The 23,576-nt window shown below is 66.1% G+C and carries 21 protein-coding genes; 7 read left to right on the forward strand and 14 right to left on the reverse strand.

The genetic code is table 11. The annotated features are described in order from the left end of the window. Window positions 1–17: 17 nt before the first annotated feature. Both ACFPK0_RS07020 and ACFPK0_RS07025 read right to left on the reverse strand, forming a co-directional pair. Window positions 18–527 (reverse strand): hypothetical protein, encoded by a 510-nt coding sequence (locus ACFPK0_RS07020; protein ID WP_056079909.1) that lies wholly within the window; start codon window positions 525–527, stop codon window positions 18–20. Then, the gene (locus ACFPK0_RS07025) at window positions 524–1,558 is read right to left on the reverse strand and encodes an amidohydrolase family protein (protein WP_377339335.1); all 1,035 of its coding nucleotides are present in this window, start codon (window positions 1,556–1,558) and stop codon (window positions 524–526) included. Before ACFPK0_RS07025 ends, ACFPK0_RS07020 begins: the two co-directional genes overlap by 4 nt. A 212-nt stretch (window positions 1,559–1,770) precedes the next feature. On the opposite strand from ACFPK0_RS07025, the gene ACFPK0_RS07030 reads away from it, so the two are divergent. After that, window positions 1,771–2,331: an ECF-type sigma factor gene (locus tag ACFPK0_RS07030; RefSeq protein WP_056079905.1), complete on the forward strand. Its 561-nt coding sequence runs from the start codon at window positions 1,771–1,773 to the stop codon at window positions 2,329–2,331. Window positions 2,332–2,357: 26 nt separating this feature from the next. Here ACFPK0_RS07030 and ACFPK0_RS07035 read toward each other — a convergent pair whose 3' ends face one another. The 8 genes from ACFPK0_RS07035 to ACFPK0_RS07070 all read right to left on the reverse strand — a co-directional run bounded on the left by ACFPK0_RS07035 (window position 2,358) and on the right by ACFPK0_RS07070 (window position 11,859). Then, window positions 2,358–4,475 carry an FUSC family protein gene (locus ACFPK0_RS07035; RefSeq protein ID WP_377339337.1) on the reverse strand — a complete coding sequence of 706 codons (2,118 nt, stop codon included), beginning with the start codon at window positions 4,473–4,475 and terminating at the stop codon, window positions 2,358–2,360. 792 nt (window positions 4,476–5,267) lie between these two features. Next, the gene (efpL, locus tag ACFPK0_RS07040; RefSeq protein ID WP_056079900.1) at window positions 5,268–5,831 is read right to left on the reverse strand and encodes an elongation factor P-like protein EfpL; all 564 of its coding nucleotides are present in this window, start codon (window positions 5,829–5,831) and stop codon (window positions 5,268–5,270) included. 119 nt (window positions 5,832–5,950) lie between these two features. After that, window positions 5,951–6,718: an SDR family NAD(P)-dependent oxidoreductase gene (locus ACFPK0_RS07045; protein ID WP_056079897.1), complete on the reverse strand. Its 768-nt coding sequence runs from the start codon at window positions 6,716–6,718 to the stop codon at window positions 5,951–5,953. 30 nt (window positions 6,719–6,748) lie between these two features. Further along, the gene (locus ACFPK0_RS07050; protein ID WP_056079894.1) at window positions 6,749–7,330 is read right to left on the reverse strand and encodes a GNAT family N-acetyltransferase; all 582 of its coding nucleotides are present in this window, start codon (window positions 7,328–7,330) and stop codon (window positions 6,749–6,751) included. Between the two features lie 55 nt (window positions 7,331–7,385). Beyond that, complete coding sequence (locus ACFPK0_RS07055; protein WP_056079892.1) at window positions 7,386–7,874, reverse strand: GNAT family N-acetyltransferase; 489 nt, start codon at window positions 7,872–7,874, stop codon at window positions 7,386–7,388. Window positions 7,875–7,912: 38 nt separating this feature from the next. Beyond that, window positions 7,913–8,815 (reverse strand): hydroxymethylglutaryl-CoA lyase, encoded by a 903-nt coding sequence (locus ACFPK0_RS07060; RefSeq protein WP_056079888.1) that lies wholly within the window; start codon window positions 8,813–8,815, stop codon window positions 7,913–7,915. An 86-nt stretch (window positions 8,816–8,901) separates the two neighbouring features. Continuing rightward, the gene (locus tag ACFPK0_RS07065; RefSeq protein WP_377339342.1) at window positions 8,902–10,908 is read right to left on the reverse strand and encodes an acetyl/propionyl/methylcrotonyl-CoA carboxylase subunit alpha; all 2,007 of its coding nucleotides are present in this window, start codon (window positions 10,906–10,908) and stop codon (window positions 8,902–8,904) included. 156 nt (window positions 10,909–11,064) lie between these two features. Further along, window positions 11,065–11,859 carry an enoyl-CoA hydratase-related protein gene (locus tag ACFPK0_RS07070; protein ID WP_056604427.1) on the reverse strand — a complete coding sequence of 265 codons (795 nt, stop codon included), beginning with the start codon at window positions 11,857–11,859 and terminating at the stop codon, window positions 11,065–11,067. 115 nt (window positions 11,860–11,974) lie between these two features. On the opposite strand from ACFPK0_RS07070, the gene ACFPK0_RS07075 reads away from it, so the two are divergent. The 5 genes from ACFPK0_RS07075 to ACFPK0_RS07095 all read left to right on the forward strand — a co-directional run bounded on the left by ACFPK0_RS07075 (window position 11,975) and on the right by ACFPK0_RS07095 (window position 15,637). Beyond that, a complete protein-coding gene (locus ACFPK0_RS07075; RefSeq protein WP_007081932.1) occupies window positions 11,975–12,220 on the forward strand; it encodes a FeoA family protein in 246 nt (81 codons plus the stop codon). Further along, a complete protein-coding gene (gene feoB / locus ACFPK0_RS07080) occupies window positions 12,217–14,052 on the forward strand; it encodes a ferrous iron transporter B (RefSeq protein ID WP_377339345.1) in 1,836 nt (611 codons plus the stop codon). The genes ACFPK0_RS07075 and feoB overlap by 4 nt, the downstream gene beginning before the upstream one ends. Then, window positions 14,049–14,342, forward strand: coding sequence for a DUF6587 family protein (locus ACFPK0_RS07085; RefSeq protein WP_056079875.1), 294 nt, complete (start codon window positions 14,049–14,051; stop codon window positions 14,340–14,342). Before feoB ends, ACFPK0_RS07085 begins: the two co-directional genes overlap by 4 nt. 99 nt (window positions 14,343–14,441) lie before the next feature. Then, window positions 14,442–14,780: a cupredoxin domain-containing protein gene (locus ACFPK0_RS07090; RefSeq protein ID WP_377339347.1), complete on the forward strand. Its 339-nt coding sequence runs from the start codon at window positions 14,442–14,444 to the stop codon at window positions 14,778–14,780. Window positions 14,781–14,785: 5 nt separating this feature from the next. Then, complete coding sequence (locus tag ACFPK0_RS07095; RefSeq protein ID WP_377339349.1) at window positions 14,786–15,637, forward strand: FTR1 family iron permease; 852 nt, start codon at window positions 14,786–14,788, stop codon at window positions 15,635–15,637. Window positions 15,638–15,670: 33 nt separating this feature from the next. On the opposite strand, the gene ACFPK0_RS07100 is transcribed toward ACFPK0_RS07095, so the two are convergent. From ACFPK0_RS07100 to ACFPK0_RS07110, 3 genes are all read right to left on the reverse strand, one after another. Beyond that, window positions 15,671–17,278 carry a carboxyl transferase domain-containing protein gene (locus ACFPK0_RS07100; RefSeq protein ID WP_056604419.1) on the reverse strand — a complete coding sequence of 536 codons (1,608 nt, stop codon included), beginning with the start codon at window positions 17,276–17,278 and terminating at the stop codon, window positions 15,671–15,673. A gap of 175 nt (window positions 17,279–17,453) precedes the next feature. Continuing rightward, window positions 17,454–17,849, reverse strand: a complete 396-nt coding sequence (locus ACFPK0_RS07105) for a hypothetical protein (RefSeq protein WP_056079862.1) — start codon at window positions 17,847–17,849, stop codon at window positions 17,454–17,456. Window positions 17,850–18,009: 160 nt separating this feature from the next. Further along, window positions 18,010–19,194 (reverse strand): thiolase family protein, encoded by a 1,185-nt coding sequence (locus ACFPK0_RS07110; RefSeq protein WP_056079859.1) that lies wholly within the window; start codon window positions 19,192–19,194, stop codon window positions 18,010–18,012. A 219-nt stretch (window positions 19,195–19,413) separates the two neighbouring features. Between ACFPK0_RS07110 and ACFPK0_RS07115 the strand changes: the two genes are divergently transcribed. Then, complete coding sequence (locus tag ACFPK0_RS07115) at window positions 19,414–22,269, forward strand: S8 family serine peptidase (protein ID WP_377339352.1); 2,856 nt, start codon at window positions 19,414–19,416, stop codon at window positions 22,267–22,269. Window positions 22,270–22,379: 110 nt separating this feature from the next. On the opposite strand, the gene ACFPK0_RS07120 is transcribed toward ACFPK0_RS07115, so the two are convergent. Beyond that, on the reverse strand, window positions 22,380–23,537 hold the full coding sequence (locus tag ACFPK0_RS07120; protein ID WP_056079850.1) for an isovaleryl-CoA dehydrogenase: 1,158 nt from the start codon (window positions 23,535–23,537) through the stop codon (window positions 22,380–22,382). Window positions 23,538–23,576: the final 39 nt, after the last annotated feature.

The raw sequence follows: 23,576 nt of genomic DNA on the forward strand, positions 1-23,576 counted from the left end.
GCGGATGCGTTTCGCGGTTACTTCAGTTGCGCGGCGATCGCATCGCAGCCCTTGTCGAATGCCGCTGCCCAGGTGGCACCGGCCTGGCTCTGCTGCGGCCGTACGCAACGCAGCTGGATCGAATGGTTGCCCTTGTACCAGTAGCGCTCGCTGTAGTTGAACTGCGCCCCGGCTTCCTGCGCGGTGTAGGTATAGGTGTTGTTCGCGCCGCCGTGGGCGGTGGCCGTGTAGCCGGGCAGGGCGGCGGCCTTGGCGGTGGCCTCGCCGACGTACTGCTGGAAGGCGGGGATGTCGGCGGTCTGCTTCACCGTCACGGTGACGCGGGCCAAGCTGCTTTGCGCGGTGGGCGAGGGGTCCGGCACCTGGAAGACGCGCGCCTCGGGGTCGCCCTCGGTTTCCATGATGTCCAGCCAGCCATTGGGGGTGGTGAAGTGGACCTGGCCATTGGCCATGCTCACGTCGGCGGCGTGCACGCTGGCGGCCAGCAGCATGGCGCTGGCGATAAGGACGGTACGCGGGAAGATCATGCTTGCTCCGATGGTGGGGCGTCAGGGGCGAAACGGTGTTTGGGCAGGCCCAGCCATTCCAGCGCGGTACCGTGGAACAGGCGGGCGCGATCGGCGTCGCCGCGTGCCAGTTCCTCGATGCCGCTGCCGGGCTGCTGTTCCCCCAGTGGGAAAGGATAATCGGTACCGAGCATGACCTGCTCGACGCCCGTCACATCCAGCAGATATCGCAAGGCCTGCTCGTCGTGCACGCAGGAGTCGAAATAGAATCGCTTCAGGTAGTCGCGCGGGTTGCGCGGGTTGTCGGTGGCGACCAGGTCCGGGCGCATGCGGAAGCCGTGCTCGATGCGGCCGATGGTGTAGGGAAAACTGCCGCCGCCGTGGGCCAGCATCACCCGCAGTTTCGGTAGCCGCTCCAGCACGCCGCCGAACGCCAGGCAGCAGGCGGCGCGCGATTGCTCGGCCGGCATGCCGACCAGCCAGGGCAGCCAGTACTTGGGCATGGTGGCGGTGCCCATCATGTCCCACGGGTGCACCATCACGGCGGCGCCGAGATCGGCGGCGGCCTCGAAGAACGGGAACAGCTGCGGCGCGTCCAGGTTCCAGTCGCCGCAGTGGGAGCCGATCTGCACGCCTTGCAGCCCCAGCTCGTCGATGCAGCGTTCCAGCTCGGCGATCGCCAGCTCCGGCGCCTGCAGCGGCACCGTGCCGAGCGCCGCGTAATGGCGCGGATAGTCGCGGCACAGGCTGGCGGCGTGGTCGTTGAGGTGGCGGTGCAGCTCCAGCGCCTGGTAGCCCGGCGCCCAGTAGGAGAACAGCACCGGCACGGTGGAGATCACCTGCACGTCCACGCCGAAGCGGGCGTAATCGTCGATACGCTGCTGCGGGTCGAAGGCCGAGTCCCACACTTCGCGGAAAAAACGGCCGCCCTTGTAGATGCGATGGCGCCCGTCGGAGTGGGTCATCACCGGAAAACGGTCGTTGCCGTACTTGGCCGCCAGATTCGGCCAGTCACGGGGGAGAATGTGCGCATGGCTGTCGATCTTCAGCATCCGGGCAGTGTAAAACCGGGCCGCGGCGGTGTCGTGCCGCGGTCGCACAATCCGGTGGCTGGAATGGCGCAGAAAGGCCGTCAGGAAGTGACATCCATCCAGACGCCAAACGGCTTTCCGGCTACGATAAGGGCTTGCATGCGGCAGTCTGGACGGGGTGAGGTCGGGGTTTCGGCCATCGAACCGCCGCCATGCGCGAGAGGCGGAATCCGATGAGCGATCAAGCCGAAGTCACACGCTTGCTGCATTCTGCGCAGTCGGGAAACCCGCAGGCGTTGAACGAGGCGCTGCGCCACATGTACGCGGCGCTGCACGGCATCGCCAAGGCCCAGCTCAACCGCGAGCAGATGGAGCGCACGCTCAGCGCGACGGCCCTGGTCAACGAGGCGTACCTGAAGGTTTTCGGTAGCTCGGAACCGCCGCAATGGGCCAACCGGCACCATCTGCTGGGCGTGGCCGCGCGTGCCATGCGTGAAGTGCTGGTGGATTCGGCGCGCCGGCGCAAGGCCGCCAAGCGGCCGCAGGAAGCCGGCCGCATGCAGTTGCTGGAGATCACCGCCGAGCTTTCCGACAACGTCGACTACGCCGTGCTGGCCGAATGCCTCGACCTGCTGGCTGCGCTGGACCCGCGCCAGGCAAACATCGTGGCCATGCGCTTTTTCATGGGCATGACCGGCGAGCAGATTGCCGCGGCGCTGGACATCTCCACCAGCACCGTGCAACGGGAGTGGCGCGTGGCGCGGGCCTGGTTGCAGCGCGAGCTGGAGCGCTAGCGGCCGCGCACCGACCTGGCCGCGGCTCAGGTTGCCTGGGTGGGTTTGCCCGGGTGGGAGCGCAAGCGCTGGCCATCCGAGGTGGTGACACTCTGTTGCACCACGTGGGCCAGCGTGTTCACGTTGTCGACCAGGCGATCGCTGATGCGGGTCAGCAGGTCGGCGCCAGCGCGGTTCTCGGACATCAGCAGCAACACCACCAGCGTCTGCTGCAGGGCGCGCAGGTCGGGCAGGTCGATGGGCGCGCGTTGTTCGCGCAGGGCATCGGCGATCTCGCGCAGCGTGTTCGCCACCAGCTCGATGAAGTTGCCGGTTTCCCCTTGCTCGGGCAGGGCGTCGTTGTCGTCGATCAGGGCCTCCAGCGTCATCGCCGTGCGGGCCAGCCGGTTGCCGTTGGCGAACAGGGCGCGCGCCACTTTCAGAAGCTCGGGCGGCGTGGCCGGTTCGGCGCGCATGCGTTCGAGCGATGCCTGCGCGTTGCTGCGCCGGGTCCGCGCCGCGGTGCGGGTTTCATGATGGGCCGTGCGCTGGCCGGGTTGCGCCAGCGCGGCCAGGTAATCGGCGTAGCCCTCCAGCATCCGGGCCAGGGCGGCGCGCGCGCGGCCGCGCTCCCACGTCGGCCAGGCGACGTAGGCGAACAGGGCCATGCCGCAACCCAGCGTGGTGTTGATCACGCGATCCATCACCGCCACGCCGGAATTGACGCCATCGAACGACAGCAAAATCACCACCGTGCCGGTCAGCGCCGCCACCGCGATGCCGTAGTGGGCGCTGGCCAGGTAGCGGAACGTCATGCACAGGATGGCCAGCAACAGCAGATGCGCCCACGGCTGGTCGGGGGTGACATGTAGCAAGACGGTGGTGACCACCAGGCCGGCCACCGTACCCAGCATGCGCAGCAGGCCGAAGTTGAAGGTGGCGGCGAAGTCCGGGCGCAGCACGATCGCCGCCGTCATCGGCAGCCAGTAGCCATGCGGCAGGTCCAGCAGGCGCGAAAGCCACAGTGCCGCCGTGAGGCACGCGGCCGTGCGTATGGCATGGCGGAACGCCACCGAGTGCACGGTGAGGTTGGCGCGCAACGTGGCCACGGTGGAGCTGCTGCGCAGTGCCTGGGGCAACTGCGTTTCCGCGGCCCGCGCGCGCAATTCACCCCGGCTGCCGGCCCAGTCGGCGTTGCGCACCGCGGCGGACAGCTGGCCGGTCAGCGCGTGCACGTGCCGGTTCATGCCGACGCTGCGCTGGGTGCCGTCGATCTCGGTCTCGCACGCTTGCAACCATTGCAGCGAGCGGGTGGCCTGGGTGGGTGTTTCGCCTTCTTCCAGTGCCGTGGCAATGCCCGAAAGCACTTCGGCGGCCTGCTCGCGGAATTTGCGATAGACGTCGTTGTCCGCGTCCAGCTCGCCCATGGCGACGAATTCCAGCCGCATCCGTTCGGCCAGTTCCAGCAGCACGCCGAACGCCTCCATCGCCCGGCCATGCGAGCGGTGCCGGCCCAGCAAGGTGTGCTGCAAGGTCGTCATCGCGTCGGTCAGGGCGGGCGCGTCGGCGTTGTCCTGTGATGGCTGCGTGGCTTGAGCGGCCAGGCCGGTGTACACGGTGGCCAGTATCTGGCGCTCGGGCCAGTAGCGCTGCAACGGCCACGCGGCCAGCGAAAACAGCGCCAGCAACAGGCCGCCGCAAACAATCAAAGCGGATGCGCTGGCCGCCTGCGCCAGTGGCATCGGCGTGGCTGCCGTGATCACCAGCAGGATCATGCTGGTCATGCCGACCCGGGCGGTATCGGTGCCGAACACCACCAGCAGCCCGCCACAAAACCCGAACGCCGCGGTGGCCAGCAGGATCGGCAGCAGATGGCCGCCGATCAGGAACCCCAGCAACGAGGCCGTGCCGGCTGCCAGCGACGCCAACAGCAACTGGCGCATGCGCTGCCGGTACGGGCCGGGCTGATCGGAGAACATCGTGTTGAGCGCGCCAGCGGCCACGCCCAGACCCACCTGCGGATGGCCGGTGCCCAAGCCGATCGCCAGCGGCAACGCCACCGCCGCCGTATTGCGCACAACCACCCGCCACGGCACATCGGGTCGCTTGATGCGGACCAGGCTCTCGATCGCGTGAGCGCGTAGCGAGTAGGCACTGCTGGACATGGTGTTCCTTGGCGCTACGGTTCGGGTTTACACGTGATGAGAGTAGCGCAGGAGAGGCGAGGCTTTGGGTGTTGTGGGGGGCGGGTTGGGTGCGCGTCGCGCCTGGTTTCCGTCCCGTCTTCGGTTGATGCGCGCAATGGGGGGCGAACAATCTCATCAGACCCGTCATTCCAGCGAAAGCTGGAATCCAGGGCCTCTTTCAGCGGCTGGAAGTCACTGGATTCCAGCTTTCGCTGGAATGACGTGGTTTTTGGAGGTCCTGGGGCGCGAAATGTCGCTCACTTCATGTGAAGCGGGCTGAGGCAAGTAGCCGTCCATGGAGCGCTGCCGCTCGGCTCCTGCCTCGCCCGAGCCTGACGCGCGGAATGCCTTTGGGCATTCCGCAAACGCGATGGCGGGCTGAGGCAAGTAGCCGTCCATGGAGCGCTGCCGCTCGGCTCCTGCCTCGCCCGAGCCTGACGCGTGGAATGCCTTTGGGCATTCCGCAAACGCGTTGGTGAGCTGAGGCAAGCAGCCATCCATGGAGCGCTGCCGCTCGGCTTCCTGCCTCGCCCGAGCCTGACACGGAATGCCTTTGGGCATTCCACAAACGCGTTGGTGAGCTGAGGCAAGTAGCCGTCCATGGAGCGCTGCCGCTCGGCTTCCTGCCTCGCCCGAGCCTGACGCGCGGAATGCCTTTGGGCATTCCGCAAACGCGTTGGTGAGCTGAGGCAAGCAGCCGTCCATGGAGTGCTGCCGCTCGGCTTCCTGCCTCGCCCGAGCCTGACACGGAATGCCTTTGGGCATTCCGTGTCAGGCTCGACCACTGAATTCGCCGGTCAGGGTGTTTACCCAGACTTTCTCGCCGTTGGCGATGTACTCGGGCACCTGGATCTCGATGCCGGTCGAAAGGCTTGCCGGCTTGTTGCGCTTGGTGGCGCTGGAACCTTTCATTTCGGGGGCGGTGTCGACCACGGTGAGGATCACGCTGCTGGGTACCTGCAGGCCCACCGGCGCGTCGTCGATCAGCTGCACGTAGTAGCCCTCGATGCCTTCGACGATGTAGCCGGCGTTGTCGCCGACCAGCTCGGGCGACAGCGGGTATTGGGTGTAATCCTCGGCATCCATGAAGACGAACGCACCGTCGTCCATGTACGAGAAATTCGCCGCGCGGCGCACCAGATCCATTTCCCTGATGTCGTCGTCGGCGCGCAGGCTGAGGTCGTATTTGCGCCCGCCCGGGATCGAGTACAAGGTGAAGCGATAGGTGACATTGCCACCCCGCGCGCTGGGCGAGCTGCGCTCGATGTCGCGCACCTGGTACACGGTGCCTTCGTGCTCGACGACGTTGCCTTTCTTGGTATCGGAAGCTTTCATGGGTTCGACCGGGAATGGAGAATCGGGAATGGGGAATCGGACAATCTGTTCACAACGAAGGAAGCGGAAAGGGTGGGGAGCCGGCTTTTCCTATTCCCCATTCCCTATTCCCGATTCCCTCATTTGGGCTGCAACCTCACCGCCCCGTCCAGCCTGATCGTCTCGCCATTGATATAGCGATTGCCGAGGATGAAGGCCACGGTGTTGGCGAATTCGTCAGGTTGGCCCAGGCGGGCGGGGAACGGGATCGACGCGCTCAGTGAGGCCTGCACCTCGTCCGACATGCCGTCGACCATCGGCGTCCAGAAAATGCCGGGGGCAATGGTGGCGACGCGGATGCCGAAGCGGGCCAGTTCGCGCGCCATCGGCAAGGTCATGCCCACCACGCCGCCTTTGGAGGCGGAGTAGGCAGCCTGTCCGATCTGGCCCTCGTAGGCGGCGACGCTGGCGGTGTTGATGATCACGCCGCGCTCGCCATCCTCGCCCGCGTCGTTGTGCTGCATCAGCGCGGCGCCGGCCTTGGCGACATTGAAGCTGCCGACCAGGTTCACCATGACGGTGCCGGAGAAATTGGCCAGCGGCATCGCGCCCTGCTTGCCCAGCACGCGGCCCGCGCCCAGGATGCCGGCGCAGTTCATCACCACGTTCAGCCCGCCCATCGCGTGGTGCGCGGCGGCGGCGTTGGTGGCCACGCCATCTTCGGAGGTGACATCGGTGCGCAGGAAACGCGCGGCGTCGCCCAGTTCGCTGGCGGCGGCCTGGCCGTTGGCGTCGTTGACGTCGAACAGCGTTACCTTGCCGCCGCTGGCGACCAGTTGCCGCGCCACCGCCAGGCCGAGCCCGGAAGCGCCGCCGGTGATGATTGCCTTGACCTGATTGAGCTGCATGAGCCGTCCCCAGTGGGAAAGGCCGCCATCTTAACCGAGCGCGTCGTCGCCGTGACCCAGCCATGTCCGCAACGTTGCGGGCGCAAGCTGGGGAAATGGCGTGACCGGCCGGGGCGGGTTTGTCGCCGGTTGCAGCTCCTTCTGCCACACGCCCACGTCCCACCATTGGCCCAGCTTGTAGCCGCTCTGGCGCCACACGCCGGCCGGGGTGAACCCCATGGCTTCGTGCATCGCCACGCTGACCGTGCCGGGCAGGGTGATCACGCCCACAGCCTGGGTGATGCCCTGTTCACGCATCACCTCCAGCAGCACGCCGTACAACCGTCGCGCAATGCCACGCCGCTGCGCATTGCCGTGCACATAGATCGAGGTTTCGGCGATCCAGTCGTAGGCAGCGCGCTCGCGGAAACGTCCGGCGTAGGCATAGGCGAGCACGTCGCCGGCCTCTTCCCATACCAGCCATGGGTAATGCTGCAATTTGGCCCGGATGCGCCCGGCCATGGCATCCACGCCGGGCAGTTCGGTTTCGAAGGTGGCCACGCCGTCGGTGACGGACGGCGCATAGATGGCGTGGATGGCGGCGGCATCCCCGTCGCGGGCAATGCGGATCATCGGGTGACGGCCTTTCGCGCAGGGATGCAGGGATCGTGGTCGGGCATCGTCGCGCTCACAGGTCGCGGATGAAGTAGCGGTCGCAGCCGAAATGGCCGGTGCCACCGAGCGGCGCGCATAGCGGGGTGAAACCGCTGCGCTTGTACAACACTTGCGCGGCATCCATGCCAGTCAGGGTTTCCAGATAGCAGCGTTTGAAGCCATGCGCGCGGGCCGCGTCGAGGCAGCGCTGGATCATCGCGCTGCCGGCGCCGATGCCGCGCGCGGTGGGCAGGAAGTACATCTTGCGCAGTTCGCACACATCCGGCTCGGCGTTCTGCAGCGGCGCGACACCACCGCCACCGATCACCACGCCGTCGCGCTCGACCACGAAATAGCTGCTGCGCGGCTGTGCGTAGGAGGTGTACATCGTGTCCACCTCGGCATCGTTGATGGCGAAGCCGGGGCCGTCGGCGCCGAACTCGGGCATCACGGCGCGGATGATCGCGGCCATGGCCGCGTCGTCGTCGGGTTGGATCGGGCGGATCAGGAAAGTGTCGGTCATGGCGTGGGGTCGCCGCAGTGGCGGTGGAGGATGGTAGCTCAGGCGGCGGCGGTGCGCGCCCGGGTCACGCGGCTGGCGGTTTCCTTGTGGAGTTGGGTGGCCAGCCACGCGCCGGTGTTGATCAGCAGGTCGAGATCGATGCCGGTTTCCAGCCCCATGCCGTGCAGCATGTAGACCACGTCCTCGCTGGCCACGTTGCCGGTGGCGCCCTTGGCGTAGGGGCAACCGCCCGTGCCGGACACGGCGCTGTCGACCACGCGTACGCCTTCCTCCAGGCAGGCCAGGATATTGGCCAGCGCCTGGCCGTAGGTGTCGTGGAAATGCACCGCCAGCGCCGCCATCGGTAACTCGCCGGCCACCGCCTTCAGCATGGCCCGCGCCTTGGCCGGCGTGCCCACGCCGATGGTGTCGCCCAGCGATATTTCGTGACAACCCATCCGGTGCAAACGCTGCGCCACGCGCACCACGTCGCTCACCGGCACGTCGCCCTGGTAGGGGCAACCCAGCACGGTGGACACATAGCCGCGCACGCTCACGCCATCGACCCGCGCCTGTTCCAGCACGGGTGCGAAACGCTCGATGGATTCGTCGATGGAGGCGTTGATGTTGCGGCGGTTGAATGCCTCCGAAGCGGCCGTGAACACGGCCACGTCGGTGGCACCGGCGGCCAGCGCGCGCTGGTAGCCCTGCATGTTGGGCACCAGTACCGGATAACTCACGCCCGGTTTCTTGTGGATGCCGCCGAACACTTCCGCCGCGTCGGCCAGCTGCGGCACCCATTGCGGGCTGACGAAACTGGTGGCCTCGATGGTCTGCAAGCCGGTATCCGACAGCCGGTCGATCAGTTCGATCTTCACCGCCGCCGGCAGCAGCGTCTTTTCATTCTGCAGCCCGTCGCGCGCGCCGACTTCGACAATGCGTACGTGGTCGGAAGAGGTCATGGCAAGCTCCGGATTGATGCAGGAGCGGCTTCAGCCGCGATGCGTTACGTTACGAAGAGCATCGCGACTGAAGTCGCTCCTGCAGCTCATGTTTCGGCGAATTTCACCAGCACCGCATCGGCCTCGACGAATTCGCCTTGCGCTGCGCTCACGCTTTCGATGGTGCCAGCGCGCGGCGCCTTCAAGGCCAGTTCCATCTTCATCGCCTCCATCACCAGCAGATCCTGGCCCTGTTCGACCTGATCGCCAGCCTGCGCCTTCACCAGCACGATGCGGCCGGGCATCGGCGCGATCACCTGGTTGCCGCCGGCCGCATCGCTGGCTTCCCAGGCGAACGCCACGGCGCGGGTGAAGCTGTAGCGCTGGCCATCGGCGTCGTGCAGCAGGACATGCCGTGAATCGGCCCGCAGCGGCAGGCGCTGCGCCTCGCCGCCGAAGCGCGCGCTCAGCGCGTTTTCCAGCAGCCGCGCGCCGCGCACGTCGCAGGTGGCCTCACCATGACGCAGGCGATAGTCGCCGCCGTCGCCATGGGCTTCGATGTCGTGGCGTTGCTCGCGCCAGGTCAAGGCGATGATTCGTTTGCCGGCATGGCCGATGCGCCAGGCGTCGGCGCGCGCCCAGGGCGAATGCGGGTCGGCGGGTGCGCTGTCCACATGCGCTTCGTCATGCAGCAAGGCGGCGGTGGCGGCGGCGAACAGCACGCGGTCGCCTGGCGCCGCGTCGCCCACCACGAATTCATCCAGGTGGCGATCCAGATAGCCGGTGTCGATGCGCCCTTCGGTGATAGCCGGATGCCGTGCCAGCCGCTCCAGAAAACCGATGTTGGACTTGGGGCCGATGATCTCGCTGGCCGCCAGCGCTTCGCGCAATCGCTGCAGCGCTTTCGCACGGGTGGCATCGAACACGATCAGCTTGGCGATCATTGGATCGTAGAAGATCGTCACCGTGTCGCCTTCGACCACGCCGCCATCCAGGCGCACATGCGGCGACGGCTCGGGCAGGCGCAGCGTCTGCAGTTTGCCGGAGCCGGGCAGGAAATTCTGGTCCGGGTCTTCCGCGTACAACCGCACCTCGATCGCGTGGCCGTGGGCGCGCACCTGGTCCTGCTGCAACGGCAGCGGCTGGCCCGCGGCCACGCGCAATTGCCATTCGACCAGATCCAGCCCCAGCGTCATCTCGGTGACCGGATGCTCGACCTGCAGCCGCGTATTCATCTCCATGAAAAAGAACTCGCCCGGGCTGCCATCGGCCCGCCGCGCCACGATGAACTCCACCGTGCCGGCGCCCACGTAGTCGACCGCTTTCGCCGCCGCCACCGCGGCCTGGCCCATGGCCTGGCGGGTGGCGTCGTCGAGCGACGGGCAGGGCGTTTCCTCCAGCACTTTCTGGTAGCGGCGCTGCGCCGAGCACTCGCGCTCGTTGAGGTGGATCACCTGGCCGTGGGTGTCGCCGAAGACCTGGAACTCGATGTGTCGCGGGTGCTCGACGTAGCGCTCCAGGATCACCCGCGCATCGCCGAACGCACTCGTCGCCTCGCGCTGCGCCGAGGCCAGCGCATCGGCGAATTCCGCCGCATCGCGCACGATCCGCATGCCCTTGCCGCCGCCGCCGGAGGCGGCCTTGATCATCAGCGGGAAGCCGGTTTTTTGCGCCTGCCCCGCAAGGAATGCCGCATCCTGGTTTTCGCCGTGATAACCCGGCACCAGCGGCACCGCGTGTTTCTCCATCAGCGCCTTGGCCGCGGCCTTGGAGCCCATCGCGTCGATGCTTTCGGGTTTCGGGCCGATGAAGACAATGCCGGCGTCGGTGCAGGCGCGGGCGAAACCGGTGTTTTCGGAAAGAAAGCCGTAGCCGGGATGAACCGCCTGCGCGCCGGATTTTTTCGCCACCTCGAGAATGACATCGCCGCGCAGGTACGACTCGGCCGGGCGCGGCCCGCCGATCGGCCAGGCTTCGTCGGCCAGGCGCACGTGCTGGGCATCGCGATCCGCTTCCGAATACACCGCGATGGTGTGGATGCCCAGGCGCCGGCAGGTGCGGATCACGCGGCAGGCAATCTCACCGCGGTTGGCAATCAGGACGCGTTCGAACATGGGGTATTCCTGCAACCGTTTGATGGTGGTGCAAAGCTTGTAACGCTAACAGATAGGCGCATGGCAACCGATGCGCGGCGCAGCATGGAAATGCCCGTCAAGCGGTTCGCCGAGCAGGCTTTCGGCGGCCAACGACTGCACGGCTTGGCCATCGCTTCAGAGGCCGCCCACCCATGCCGGTGCGCGCTTGTCGAGGAAAGCGGCGAGCCCATGCTGGCCTTCCTCGGAAACGCGCAGGCGGGCGATCAGCGCCGCATTCTCTTCATCGATGCGCTCGGCCTGCGCCGCGTCCGCGCCACCGATGCGCAGCGCCAGTTGCTTGGCTTCGTGCTGGGCGTTCGGGCCTGCCTTGCCCAGCAGATGCAGCTGGCGTGCGATGGCTTCGTCGAGTTCACCCGCCGGCACGCTGGCGTGAAGCAGGCCGATGCGGGCCGCCGTGGCGGCGTCGAACACTTCGCCGGTGATGAACAGCCGCCGTGCCTGGCGCAGGCCGATGGCGGCGACGACATACGGCGAGATGACCGCCGGCACCAGACCCAGCTTCACCTCGGACAGGGCGAACTTGCTGCCGTCCACGCCGATGGCGATGTCGCAGCAAGCCACCAACCCCACGCCACCGCCATAAGCGGCGCCGTTGACCCGTGCCACGGTGGGTTTGGGCAGGTATTGCAGCGTGCGCATGAGGCGGGCCAGGCGCAGGGAATCGGCGTGGTTCTCCGCCTCGCTGGCGCTGGCCATGCCGCGCATCCAGTTGAGGTCGGCGCCGGCGGAGAAACAGCTGCCGTTGCCGCTCAGCACCACGGCGCGCACGGCCGGATCGGCACCGGCCTGTTCGAGGGCGAGGGTGAGCGCGGCGATCAGCGCGTCGTCGAACGCGTTGTGGACCTGCGGCCGGTTCAGCGTGAGCCAGCAGATGCCGTCGCGCCGTTCGCTGAGGATCGAGTCGGTCATGAGTGCATCCGGCAAAGAACCGCATCATAAACGCTGCCCGCGGATGACCGTGTCGTGCGGTGCAACCGGCCACGTGAGGGGATACAATGCGAACAATTCTTATTTGAGAAAAGCCGTGCGCCTTTCCGAGCTGCCCAAGGGATCTCCCGCCGTCGTCGACCGCGTGGATGATGCGCACGCGTCCGACCCGATTGCACAACGTTTACGCGACCTGGGCTTTGTCGATGGCGAGCCGTTGCGGGTGGTGGCGATCGGCCCGATGGGCGGCGATCCGTTGTTGATCCAGATCGGCTCGACCCGCTTTGCGCTGCGTCGCGCCGAAGCGGCCCGGGTCAGCGTGCGTGTCGAGGTCGCCGCGTGAGTGCTTCCACGCTGAAGATCGCGCTGGTCGGCAACCCGAACTGTGGCAAGACGGCGTTGTTCAACCAGCTCACCGGTGGCCGCCAGAAGGTGGCCAATTACGCCGGCGTCACGGTGGAGCGCAAGGAAGGCCGCTTTACCGCGCCGTCCGGCCGGGTGCTGCAATTGCTGGATCTGCCCGGCACCTACAGTTTCGAGGCCAACAGCCCGGACGAGCAGATCACCCGCGACGTCTGCGCCGGCAATTACCCGGGTGAGACGCCACCGGACCTGATCGTCTGCGTGGCCGATGCCACCAACCTGCGCCTGCACCTGCGCTTCGTGCTGGAGGTGAAGCGGCTGGGCCGGCCGGTGGTGCTGGCGTTGAACATGATGGATACCGCGCGCCAGCGCGGCATCGTCATCGACGTGCCGCAATTGCAGGAACGGCTCGGCCTGCCGGTGGTGGAAACCATCGCGGTGAAGCGCGGCGGCGCCAAGGCACTGATCGAACGCGTGGATGGCGAGGTGCCCGCCGCCGCGCCGGTGCAAGCGGACGATGCGGCCAGCCGCGCCGATCTGCATGCGCAAGTACGTGAGCTGTTGGCGGCGACGGTGACGATGCCGCGCGCCACGGCCGTCATCGATGATGCGCTGGACCGCTGGACGCTGCACTCCGTATTCGGCCTGATGATTTTGGCCGTGGTGATGTTCCTGGTGTTCCAGGCGGTGTACTCGATCGGCAAGCCGATGACCGACCTGATCGGCGACGGTTTCGGCTGGATGGGCGAGCAGGCCGCCGCGCTGATGCCAGCCGGGCCGCTACAGAGTCTGGTAACCGACGGCCTGTTCGGCGGCATCGGCACGGTGCTGGGTTTCCTGCCCGAGATCCTGGTCCTTTTCCTGTTCATCATCGTGCTGGAGGAGTCGGGCTACCTGCCGCGCGCCGCGTTTCTGCTCGATCGGCTGATGCTGTCGGTGGGGCTGACCGGACGCTCGTTCATTCCGCTGCTGTCGAGCTTTGCCTGCGCCATCCCCGGCATCATGGGCACGCGCAGCATCCAGGACCCGCGCGACCGCCTGGCCACGATCCTGATCGCGCCATTGATGACCTGCTCGGCGCGATTGCCAGTGTACGCGTTGTTGATCGGCGCGTTCATACCCACCCGTCGCGTGTTCGGCGTGTTCAACCTGCAGGGCGTGGTGCTGTTTGCGTTGTACCTGGCCGGCATCCTGGGCGCGATGGCGGTGGGTTGGGTGATGAAGCACATCCGTCGCGACAAGAGCGAGCACGCGTTGCTGATGGAACTGCCGTCGTATCGGTTGCCCAAGGTACGCGATGTGGCGATTGGCCTGTACGAGCGCGGCGCGATTTTCATGAAGCGCCTGACCGGCGTGATCCTGGGCCTGACCATCCTGATGTGGTTCATCTCCACTTTCCCGTCGCCGCCGGCGGGTGCCACGGGGCCGGCCATCGAGTACAGCTTCGCCGGTTACATCGGGCGGGCGCTGCAGTACGTGTTCGCACCGATCGGTTTCAACTGGCAGATCAGCCTGGCGCTGATCCCGGCTTTCGCCGCGCGCGAAACGGCGGTGGCGGCGTTGGCCACGGTTTACCTGGTCGGCGGCGAGGCGAGCGGCCTGGGCCAGGCGTTGGCGGGGCAGATCTCGCTGGCCAGCGCGCTGTCGCTATTGGTGTGGTTTGCGTATGCACCGCAGTGCATGTCGACGCTGGCGGTGATCCGCCGTGAAACCGACTCCTGGCGCAACGTGGCCATCTCGTTCGGCTACATGTTCGTGCTGGCGTACGCGGCGTCTTTCGTCGTTTACCAGGTAGCGAGCGCGCTGGCATGAGCATGGGGCTGCAATACGTGATCGTGGGGCTGATCGTGCTGGCCAGCGTGTTCATCGTGTTGCGCAAGCTGGCGCCCAAGCTCACCAACCGCTGGCTGGCGGCGGGGTCCATCCGCTTCAACCAGAAAGATCGGCCGGCCTGGGTACGTGCGTTCGGGCGCCGGCTGAAGCCGAAGGAAGCCACCGGCGATTGCAGCGACGGTTGCGCCACCTGCGGCGCCTGCGGACCCAAGCCGCCAGCCGGTGCGCAGGTCGAACCACAGCCGCTGGAATTCAGGCCTCGGCGCTAGGCTGAAAATCGAGCCCTTCTTGCCGATGTACCCGTGTTCCGCTTGAGCTCATTTGTGAGAATGATTATCATTAGCCGATCAAGGTCGTCGGACATCGTCGTGAAATACACAGGATCCATCGCGTTTGGGGTGTTGCTGTCGCTCGCCACCTCGGGGCTTGCCGTGGCTGCCGAGTCGAAGGATTACACGCTGGTGCTGCAGGACCACCGCTACCAGCCCACGGAGTTGCACATTCCGGCCGACACGCGAGTGAAACTGGAAGTGATCAACAAGGATCCCTCGCCGGAGGAGTTCGAGAGCAACGATTTTCCCGCCGAGAAAATCGTCATGCCGAAAAGCAGCGCCACACTTTTCGTGGGCCCGTTGAAAGCCGGCCGCTACCACTTTTTTGGTGATTTCCATCAGCCCACCGCACAGGGCACGTTGATCGTGGAGTAGGGCGCATGTGGGCTATCGCATTGCTGGTTTTTCGCGAGGTGCTGGAAGCGGCGCTGATCGTCAGCGTGGTGGCTGCGGCCACTCGCGGCGTGCGTCAGCGCGGCTTGTTCATCGGCGGCGGCATTGCGCTGGGCGTGGTCGGCGCGGCGCTCGTCGCCTGGTCGGCTGACTGGCTCGCCGCAGCTGTGAGTGGCGCGGGCCAGGAGGTTTTCAACGCGGGCGTGCTGCTGGCCGCCGTATTGATGATCGGCTGGCATGTGGTGTGGATGTCCAGCCACGGCCGCGAGTTGAGCCGGCAGATGCAGGCCATGGGCAGCGCCGTGAAAGCGGGTGCCAGTTCGATGGTGATGTTGCTGGCGGTGGTGGCGTTGGCGGTGCTGCGTGAGGGTTCGGAGATCGTGCTGTTCCTGTTCGGCATGCGCGCCGGTGGTGCGGACCACTTGTGGGCAGGTTTGTCGGTCGGCGTGGTCGCCGGTGCGGCCCTGGGTTACGCGCTGTACGCCGGATTGCTGCGCATTCCCCTGCGGCATTTCTTCAGCGCCACCAACGCGATGCTGGTGTTGCTGGCCGCGGGCCTGGCATCCACGGCGGCGCGTTACCTGATCCAGGCGAACATCGTGCCGGCCCTGGGTTACCGGTTGTGGGACAGCTCGTGGCTGCTCGCCAATGGCTCGTTGCCGGGGCAGGCGGCACACGTTCTGGTGGGTTACGACGCGCAACCGGCGGGCATGCAGATGCTGTTTTTCGCGTCGACCTTGCTGCTGCTCTGGGCTGGTGCGCGGTGGGCGCGCGGGCATGCTGGTGCAGCGGTCGCAAAGCACGCGCCGCCGGACGGCCTGGGCCAACCCGCGCAGTAGCTGCGCCGACCAGTCAGCGCACCTGCGCGCGGCTTACATCCGGAACACGCCGTAGCGCTGCGGTTCGATCGGCGCGTTCATAGACGCGGAGATTGCCAGGCCCAGTACGCGACGGGTGTCGGCCGGATCGATGATGCCGTCGTCCCACAGCCGCGCACTGGCGTAATAGGGATGGCCCTGGCGCTCGTACTGCTCGCGGATCGGTGCCTTGAACGCTTCTTCCTCGGCGGCCGGCCATTCGCCGCCACGCGCCTCGATGCCGTCACGCTTGACCGTGGCGAGCACCGATGCGGCCTGCTCGCCACCCATCACCGAGATGCGCGCGTTCGGCCATGTCCACAGGAAACGCGCGCCGAAGGCGCGGCCGCACATGGCGTAGTTGCCAGCGCCGAAGCTGCCGCCGATCACCACGGTGAACTTGGGCACATGCGAGCACGCCACGGCGGTCACCATCTTCGCGCCGTCTTTCGCGATGCCGGCCTGCTCGTATTTCTTGCCGACCATGAAACCGGTGATGTTCTGCAGGAACACCAGCGGCACGTTGCGCTGGTTGCACAGTTCGATGAAGTGCGCGCCCTTGAGCGCGCTCTCGGCGAACAGGATGCCGTTGTTGGCGATGATGCCGACGGGATAGCCGTGGATATGCGCGAAGCCGCAAACCAGGGTCTTGCCGTAGCGCGCTTTGAATTCGTGCAGTTCGGAACCGTCGACGATGCGCGCGATCACTTCGCGGATGTCGAACGGGCGCCGGGTGTCTTCCGGAATCACGCCGTAGAGCTCTTCGGCGGGATATTTCGGTTCCACCGGCGCCCGAAGCGCCAACGGCATGGACTTGACCCGGTTGAGGCTGGCGACGATGTCACGGGCGATCGACAACGCGTGCGCGTCGTTCTCGGCGTAATGGTCGGCCACGCCGGAGATGGACGTATGGACGTCTGCACCGCCCAGGGTCTGCGCATCCACCACTTCGCCAGTGGCCGCTTTCACCAGCGGCGGACCGCCCAGGAAGATGGTGCCTTCGTCGCGCACGATGATGGTTTCGTCGCTCATCGCCGGCACATAGGCGCCGCCGGCCGTGCACGAGCCCATCACCACCGCGATCTGGGGAATGTTCAGCGCAGACATCCGCGCCTGGTTGTAGAAGATGCGGCCGAAATGCTCCTTGTCGGGAAACACTTCGTCCTGCAATGGCAGAAAGGCGCCGCCGGAATCGACCAGGTAGACGCAGGGCAGGCGATTTTCCAGCGCCACTTCCTGCGCCCGCAGATGCTTTTTCACCGTCATCGGGAAATAGGTGCCGCCCTTGACCGTGGCGTCGTTGGCGACCACGACCACTTCCAGCCCGTTGACGCGACCGATGCCGGTGATCAGCCCCGCTGCCGGTGCTGCGTTGTCGTACATGCCGTGAGCGGCCAGCGGCGACAGTTCGAGGAATGGCGAGCCCGGATCGAGCAGGGCGCGGATCCGCTCGCGTGGCAGCAGCTTGCCGCGTGCGGTGTGCTTGTCGCGGGCCTTTTCGCCACCACCGTTGCCCGCGTGGGCCAGTTGGTCGCGCAGGTCGTTCACCAGTGCTTGCAGGCGCGCATGGGCTGCCTGGTAATCAGGGGAACGAAGGTCGATCTGCGAGGCGATGACACTCATGCTGACAGGTCCATGGATTTTGCCGGGTATTGGCGTGGTCGATCCCCGATGATAGCCGTGGCGGTGGTTTCAACCAATTGACTCTCTCATCGTTTCGACCGGTGGTGCGTGCCGAATGACGGGCAAAAAAAAACGGCCGCACAAGGCGGCCGTTTTTTCGGAAACCAGCCAGGGATCAATTACCCTTCTTGGCGTCTTCTGCAGCGTCTTTCGCGGTGCTGGCAGCGTCTTTCGCAGCGTCGGCAGCCTTGTCGGCCTGGTCGGCAGCGTTCGAAGCGGCGTCCGTCGCCTGGTCAGCAACGTTGCCGGCTGCGGTGGAAGCAGCGCTGGCAGCCTGCTGGGCCTGCGTAGCCGCCTGACCGGCAGCGTCAGCCGCGGTGTTGGCCTGATCAGCAGCCTGCACCGCTTCCGTGGTCGGAGCCTGCGCAGCAGCCTGCTGCGCGGTATCAGCAGCCTGCTGAGCCGTATCAGCGGACTTCTGGGCGTCCTGCGCGGAATCCTGCGCGCCGTTGCTGCATGCCGCCAACAGCGCGACGAGCGCGGAGGCGAGTAGGGTACGCGTAAACTTCATGGTGGATCTCCTTTGCCGTGGAATGCCGTTTGGCCGTGTATTAATAGCGCTTTCGTCGAACCTGCGCCACATTTTTATAGCAACGCTTCAGTGCACATTAAAAACCGGTTTAACCCGCTTTCATTGGCGGAGCGGATTGTTGCGCGTCCCGCGTGAGGGTTCAGTCTACGGATTCGACCGCAATCGCGGTTGCTTCGCCACCACCAATGCACAAGGTGGCAATGCCGCGCTTGAGGCCGCGCGTTTTCAATGCGTTGAGCAGGGTGACCACCAGTCGCGCACCGCTGGCGCCGATGGGATGGCCCAGCGCGCAGGCGCCGCCATTGACGTTGATCTTGTCGCGCGGGATGCCGAGCTCGCGCATGGGTGCCATCGCCACCACCGCAAATGCCTCGTTGATCTCGAACAAGTCCACGTCGGCAATATTCCAGCCGGCCTTTTCCAGCACCTTGCCGATGGCGCCGACGGGCGCGGTGGTGAACCATTCCGGTTCCTGCGAATGGGTGGCGTGGGCCACGATGCGGGCCAGCGGGGTGAGGCCGCGTGCCTTGGCGTCGGCCGCGGTCAGCAGCACCACGGCGGCGGCACCGTCGGAAATGCTGGATGAGCTGGCGGCAGTGATGCTGCCGTTTTCCTTGCGGAAGGCGGGCCGCAAGCTGGGGATCTTGGCGATGTCGGAGCGACCCGGCTGCTCGTCGGTATCGAACTGCACGTCACCCTTGCGGCCGCTGACGGTGACGGGGACGATCTCGCCGGCAAACGCGCCGTTCTTCTGCGCGGCTTGTGCGCGCTCGACCGAGCCGATCACGAAGGCATCCTGCTCTTCGCGGGTGAAGTGGTATTTGTCCGCGCACAGTTCGCCGAAGACGCCCATCGACTGGCCGTCGTAAGGGTTGGTCAGGCCATCCCACGCCATGTGGTCGACCAGCTTGCCGTCGCCATAGCGGATACCCGTGCGCGCATTGACCATGTGCGGGGCGTTGGTCATCGACTCCATGCCACCGGCTACCACGATGGTGGCCGAGCCGGCCTTGATCAGGTCGTGGCCGAGCATGATGGCCTTCATGCCGGAGCCGCACACCTTGTTGACCGTGGTGGCACCGGTGCTTGCGGGCAGCCCGGCGGCCAGCGCCGCCTGGCGGGCTGGCGCCTGGCCCAGGTTGGCAGGCAGCACGCAACCCATCAGCACCTCGCTGACGTCCGCCGCGGCCACGCCGGACTGCTCCAGCGCCGCGCGAATCGCGGTGGCGCCAAGCGTCGGCGTGGGAACGCCGGTGAACTGGCCGAGGAATGAACCGATTGCGGTGCGCTTGGCACCGGCAATGACAATGCTGTCGTCCGACATGGGTATCTCCGCGATGCTTGAGAGGCGCTGGCGCCTGCAGGATATTCCGGTGATTATCCCAGTTGGCGACAAGTCGCCGCAAACCGGGAAGGGCGAAGCTACCATGCGGTGCGGGCGCTATCTCGTGAGCTTTTCGTTGTGTCAGTATTCGAGTTCGGCGCCGTAGCTCACGAAGTTTGGTGGCCATGCCCCGTTCCGGGACTCCAAAGGGGAAACAACATGAAAACTGTCGCTGAGAACGTGCGTCGCTGCGAGACGGCGCTGGTGGTTGGCATGGCGCTGGCCTTGAGCGCATGCGGTGGTGGAGGCGGTGGAGGCGGTGGCATCGGCAACGTGAAACCCACGCCGACACCGACGCCTGCGCCCACTCCGGCGCCAACCCCAACCCCCACGCCGACACCCACTCCCACTCCCGGGCCCACCCCGGATCCACCGATCGATGCCCAGCTCAGCATCACGAATACCAGGGCGGCGCATACGCAGGGTTTCAATGGCACCGGGGTCACCATCGGCGTCGTCGACAGCGGCATCATGCGCAACCACCCTGCGCTCGCCGGCCGGGTAGCGAAGGAGTTGATCTATGTCGACTCGTCCTTCAACAACACCTCCATCGATGACGTGGTTGGCCACGGCACCTGGGTGTCGGAAATTGCGGCGGGCAAGGCGTTCGGCCTTTTCGCTGGTGGCATCGCGCCGGGCGCGCAACTGGTGTCGGCACGCATCATCAGCGACGTCGAGCCGACCGACGATGGTACCGGCCAGGGCAACCTGGTCACTAGCGCCGACCCGCTGGGCACGATCAATGACGACCTGATAGCCAACAACGTCAAGATCTCGAACAACTCATGGGGCGGGCTGTACTGGTCCGATACCGCCACGGCCACGACAAAGAGCTTCCACGACGCCTACGCCCCCTTCATCAATACCTGGGGCGGGCTGGTCGTGATGGCGGCGGGAAACAGTGGCGAGGCCAACCCCAGTGACGTCGCGGCGTTGCCGAGTCGCGCACCCGATCTGGAGCGCGGCTGGCTTACCGTGGTGGCGGTTGACAGCAACCATCCGACCCAACTGGCCAGCTATTCCAACGCCTGCGGCGTGGCCATGAATTACTGCTTTGCCGCGCCCGGCGACGTGATCGTCAGCGCCAAGGATGACACCACCACCGACATCAACTATCTGGTCGTCGGCGGCACTTCGCTGGCGGCACCACAGGTTTCCGGAGCGGCCGCGCTGGTCTGGCAGGCCTACCCGTATTTCAGCAACGACCTGGTACGGCAGACCTTGCTTGGCACGGCCGACGACCTTGGTGTGGCGGGTGTGGACAAGGTGTTCGGCTATGGCGAGCTCAATGTAGGCAAGGCCGTCAACGGGCCGGCCAAGTTCAACTGGGGCGACGTCACCGTGAGCGTGCCGGGCAGCTCCAGCTGGAACAATCCGATCTCGGGTGCCGGCGGACTGGTCAAGCAGGGGGCCGGCACGTTGACCCTGACCCAGCCCTCGACCTTCGCCGGGCTGACCCAGGTGCAAGCAGGCACGCTGGTGGCGAAATCGCTGGCTTCGGGCGTAACCATCGGTGCGTCGGGTACGTTGGCCAACACGCATGCCATCGGTGGCGATGTCGTCAACGATGGCGTCATCGGGGTCAATGGCGGCAATGTTTCGGTAGCCGGCGATTACACCCAGCAAGGCAGTGGTCGCCTGGCCGTGTCGCTGGGTTCGATGTTGCAGGTAGCGGGCAAGGCGACGATCACCGGTGGCGATCTCTATGTGATCGGCAAGGAAGGCAGCTACGTTGCCGATTCGCACACCGTCGTGCTGAGCGCGGCGGGCGGCTTGACCGGCGCCTTCAGCGGCTATGCCAAGGCTTCCAACGTGACCCTGCTCAATGCCACGCTGGGCTATGACGCCAACAACGCCTGGCTCAATGTCACTCAGGTGAATGCCACCACCGTATCAGGGCTTGCCTATACGGCGGCCTCGTACGGTGCCGCGCAGCGGGTCGATGCGGCGTTCGGCCAGATCAACAGCCAGCTCAGTGGTGGCACGTCGGGCAGTGCGGCAGTCAGCAGCGGCTTCATCAAGGCGGCAGCGAGCCTGCAGCGCACGGCCAACGTCGAAACGCTGCAACGCTCGCTGGAAAGCCTGTCCGGGCAGTTGCATGCGGCCAGCACGGCGATGACGTTCGAGGCGATCGATGCCGGTACGCGCGCCTTGTCGGATCGTTTCGACAACCTGCTGAGCACACCGAGCGCAGGTGGCTGGACGCAGAACCTGGGCTATCACGGTGGCATGTCGCGCAGCGGCTACAACGAGGTCGGTTACGACCTCAGCGGCTGGATGGCCGGCCAGGACTATCGTATCGGCGGCAACGGCGTGGCCGGCTTCGCGTTGAGCCAGAGCCAGGGCCTTGGCCGCCTGGCCGAGAGTGCGGACCAGGGCCGCAGTCACGCGGTGGAAGGCATGTTGTACGGCGGCGTGATCGATGGCGCGTGGTACACGATGGGCCGCTTCGGCATCGGCAGCTATCGCGAAAACATGCGGCGCACGGTTGAGCTGGGTGCGCAGTCCAGCAGTGTCAGCAGCCGAAGCGGTGGCCGTTACGGCGTGGCTTACGGGGAAAGTGGCTACCGCCTGGCGTTTGGTCGCAGCGTTGTCACGCCGTATGCCAACCTGCAGTACGCGCAGATCCGACGCGACGGTTTCAACGAACTGGGGGGCGCCGGGTTCGGGTTGAAATCGGAGGCGCAAACTGTTGCGCGCTGGCAGGCCGGTCTGGGTGTGCGCGCCACCCGCGGATGGCAGTTCGACCGCGGCGGCAGCGTGCAGTTGCAGACGCATCTGCTGTGGCAGCAATCGTTCGGGATGCGCGGCGACGTGTTCCAGGCCAGCTTCAGCGGCGTGAATCAATGGGCGCCGGTGGGTGGTATCGGGCTGGCGCGCTACGGCGGCATGGCGGGCGCGGCGCTGGACTGGACATTCAGCCCGCGGGTCAGTTTCCAGTTGGGCTACGACCAGTATCTGGGTCAGCGCCAGCAGGCGAAAATGGCAACGGCCAGCTTCAATTGGGTGTTCTGAAGCTAGCTCTTGCTCTTGCCCCTCTCCTTCGGGAGAGGGGCTTCAGAGCGGGAAGGTCGGGCGCTCTGCTCTAACGAATCCCCAATCCCGAATCCCCAATCCCGGCCTTTTCACGCCTTCCCGTGAAACAGCTCCCGCCCAATCAGCATGCGGCGGATCTCGTTGGTGCCCGCGCCGATCTCGTACAGCTTGGCGTCGCGCAGCAGCCGGCCGGCGGGGAATTCGTTGATGTAGCCGTTGCCGCCCAGCGACTGGATCGCCTCCAGTGCCACCTTCACCGCGTTGGCCGAGGCGTTGAGCAGGCAGGCGGCCGGGTCGATGCGTGACTTCACGCCGCTGTCGAACTGTTGCGCCACCAGGTAGGCGAAGCCGCGTGAGCTCTGCAGCGCGGTGTACATGTCGGCCACCTTCGCCTGCATGATCTCGAACGTGCCGATCGGTGCATTGAACTGCTTGCGCTCGCGCACGTAGGGCAGGGTGATGTCCAGCGCCGCCTGCATCAGCCCGATCGGACCGCCGGACAGCACCAGCCGCTCGGTGTCCAGCCCGTTCATCAGCACGCGTACGCCTTCGTTGACCTCGCCCACGATGTTCTCGGGCGGGATCTCGCAATCCTCGAACACCAGCTCACAGGTGTTGGAGCCGCGCATGCCCAACTTGTCCAGCTTCTGCGCGGTGCTGAAACCCTTCATGCCTTTTTCGACGATGAAGGCGGTCATGCAGCGGCTGCCCGCGGTGCGTGGTGCGGTGCGCATGTACACCAGCAGCACATCGGCGTCGGGGCCGTTGGTGATCCACATCTTGGTGCCGTTGGCCACCCACACATCGCCGCGCAACTCGGCCTTGCAGCTCATCGAGCCGACCACGTCGGAGCCGGCGCCCGGTTCGCTCATCGCCAGTGCGCCCACGTGTTCGCCACTGCACAGCTTCGGCAGGTATTTCTGCTTCTGCGCTTCGTTGCCGTTGTGGAAGATGTTGTTGACGCAGAGGTTGGAGTGCGCGCCGTACGACAGGCCGACCGAACCGGAGGCGCGCGAGATTTCCTCCATCGCCACCATGTGCGCCAGGAAACCCAGGCCGGTGCCGCCGTACGCTTCGTCGACGGTGATGCCGAGCAGGCCCATCTCGCCCAGCTTGTGCCACAGGTCGGCGGGAAACAGGTTGTCGCGATCGATCCTGTCAGCGCGCGGGGCGATCTCTTTCTCCGCGAACGCGTGCACGGTCTCGCGCAGCAGGTCGATGTCTTCTCCGAGCGGAAACGGACGCATTGACGGACTCCATGGCGACGCGGGTGTTGGGTCGTCGAT

The organism is Rhodanobacter ginsenosidimutans (assembly GCF_042655685.1).
Classification (GTDB): domain Bacteria; phylum Pseudomonadota; class Gammaproteobacteria; order Xanthomonadales; family Rhodanobacteraceae; genus Rhodanobacter; species Rhodanobacter ginsenosidimutans.

Coding starts and splice junctions, on each gene's coding strand:
- ACFPK0_RS07070 (WP_056604427.1), bottom strand. CDS start 11,859: ATGACCGACTCGATCCTCAGCGAACGGCGCGACGGCATCTGCTGGCTC.
- ACFPK0_RS07050 (WP_056079894.1), bottom strand. CDS start 7,330: ATGATCCGCATTGCCCGCGACGGGGATGCCGCCGCCATCCACGCCATC.
- ACFPK0_RS07100 (WP_056604419.1), bottom strand. CDS start 17,278: ATGAGTGTCATCGCCTCGCAGATCGACCTTCGTTCCCCTGATTACCAG.
- ACFPK0_RS07095 (WP_377339349.1), top strand. CDS start 14,786: ATGTGGGCTATCGCATTGCTGGTTTTTCGCGAGGTGCTGGAAGCGGCG.
- ACFPK0_RS07065 (WP_377339342.1), bottom strand. CDS start 10,908: ATGTTCGAACGCGTCCTGATTGCCAACCGCGGTGAGATTGCCTGCCGC.
- ACFPK0_RS07035 (WP_377339337.1), bottom strand. CDS start 4,475: ATGTCCAGCAGTGCCTACTCGCTACGCGCTCACGCGATCGAGAGCCTG.
- ACFPK0_RS07110 (WP_056079859.1), bottom strand. CDS start 19,194: ATGTCGGACGACAGCATTGTCATTGCCGGTGCCAAGCGCACCGCAATC.
- ACFPK0_RS07030 (WP_056079905.1), top strand. CDS start 1,771: ATGAGCGATCAAGCCGAAGTCACACGCTTGCTGCATTCTGCGCAGTCG.
- ACFPK0_RS07055 (WP_056079892.1), bottom strand. CDS start 7,874: ATGACCGACACTTTCCTGATCCGCCCGATCCAACCCGACGACGACGCG.
- ACFPK0_RS07115 (WP_377339352.1), top strand. CDS start 19,414: ATGAAAACTGTCGCTGAGAACGTGCGTCGCTGCGAGACGGCGCTGGTG.
- ACFPK0_RS07085 (WP_056079875.1), top strand. CDS start 14,049: ATGAGCATGGGGCTGCAATACGTGATCGTGGGGCTGATCGTGCTGGCC.
- ACFPK0_RS07025 (WP_377339335.1), bottom strand. CDS start 1,558: ATGCTGAAGATCGACAGCCATGCGCACATTCTCCCCCGTGACTGGCCG.
- ACFPK0_RS07060 (WP_056079888.1), bottom strand. CDS start 8,815: ATGACCTCTTCCGACCACGTACGCATTGTCGAAGTCGGCGCGCGCGAC.
- ACFPK0_RS07045 (WP_056079897.1), bottom strand. CDS start 6,718: ATGCAGCTCAATCAGGTCAAGGCAATCATCACCGGCGGCGCTTCCGGG.
- ACFPK0_RS07120 (WP_056079850.1), bottom strand. CDS start 23,537: ATGCGTCCGTTTCCGCTCGGAGAAGACATCGACCTGCTGCGCGAGACC.
- efpL (WP_056079900.1), bottom strand. CDS start 5,831: ATGAAAGCTTCCGATACCAAGAAAGGCAACGTCGTCGAGCACGAAGGC.
- ACFPK0_RS07020 (WP_056079909.1), bottom strand. CDS start 527: ATGATCTTCCCGCGTACCGTCCTTATCGCCAGCGCCATGCTGCTGGCC.
- ACFPK0_RS07105 (WP_056079862.1), bottom strand. CDS start 17,849: ATGAAGTTTACGCGTACCCTACTCGCCTCCGCGCTCGTCGCGCTGTTG.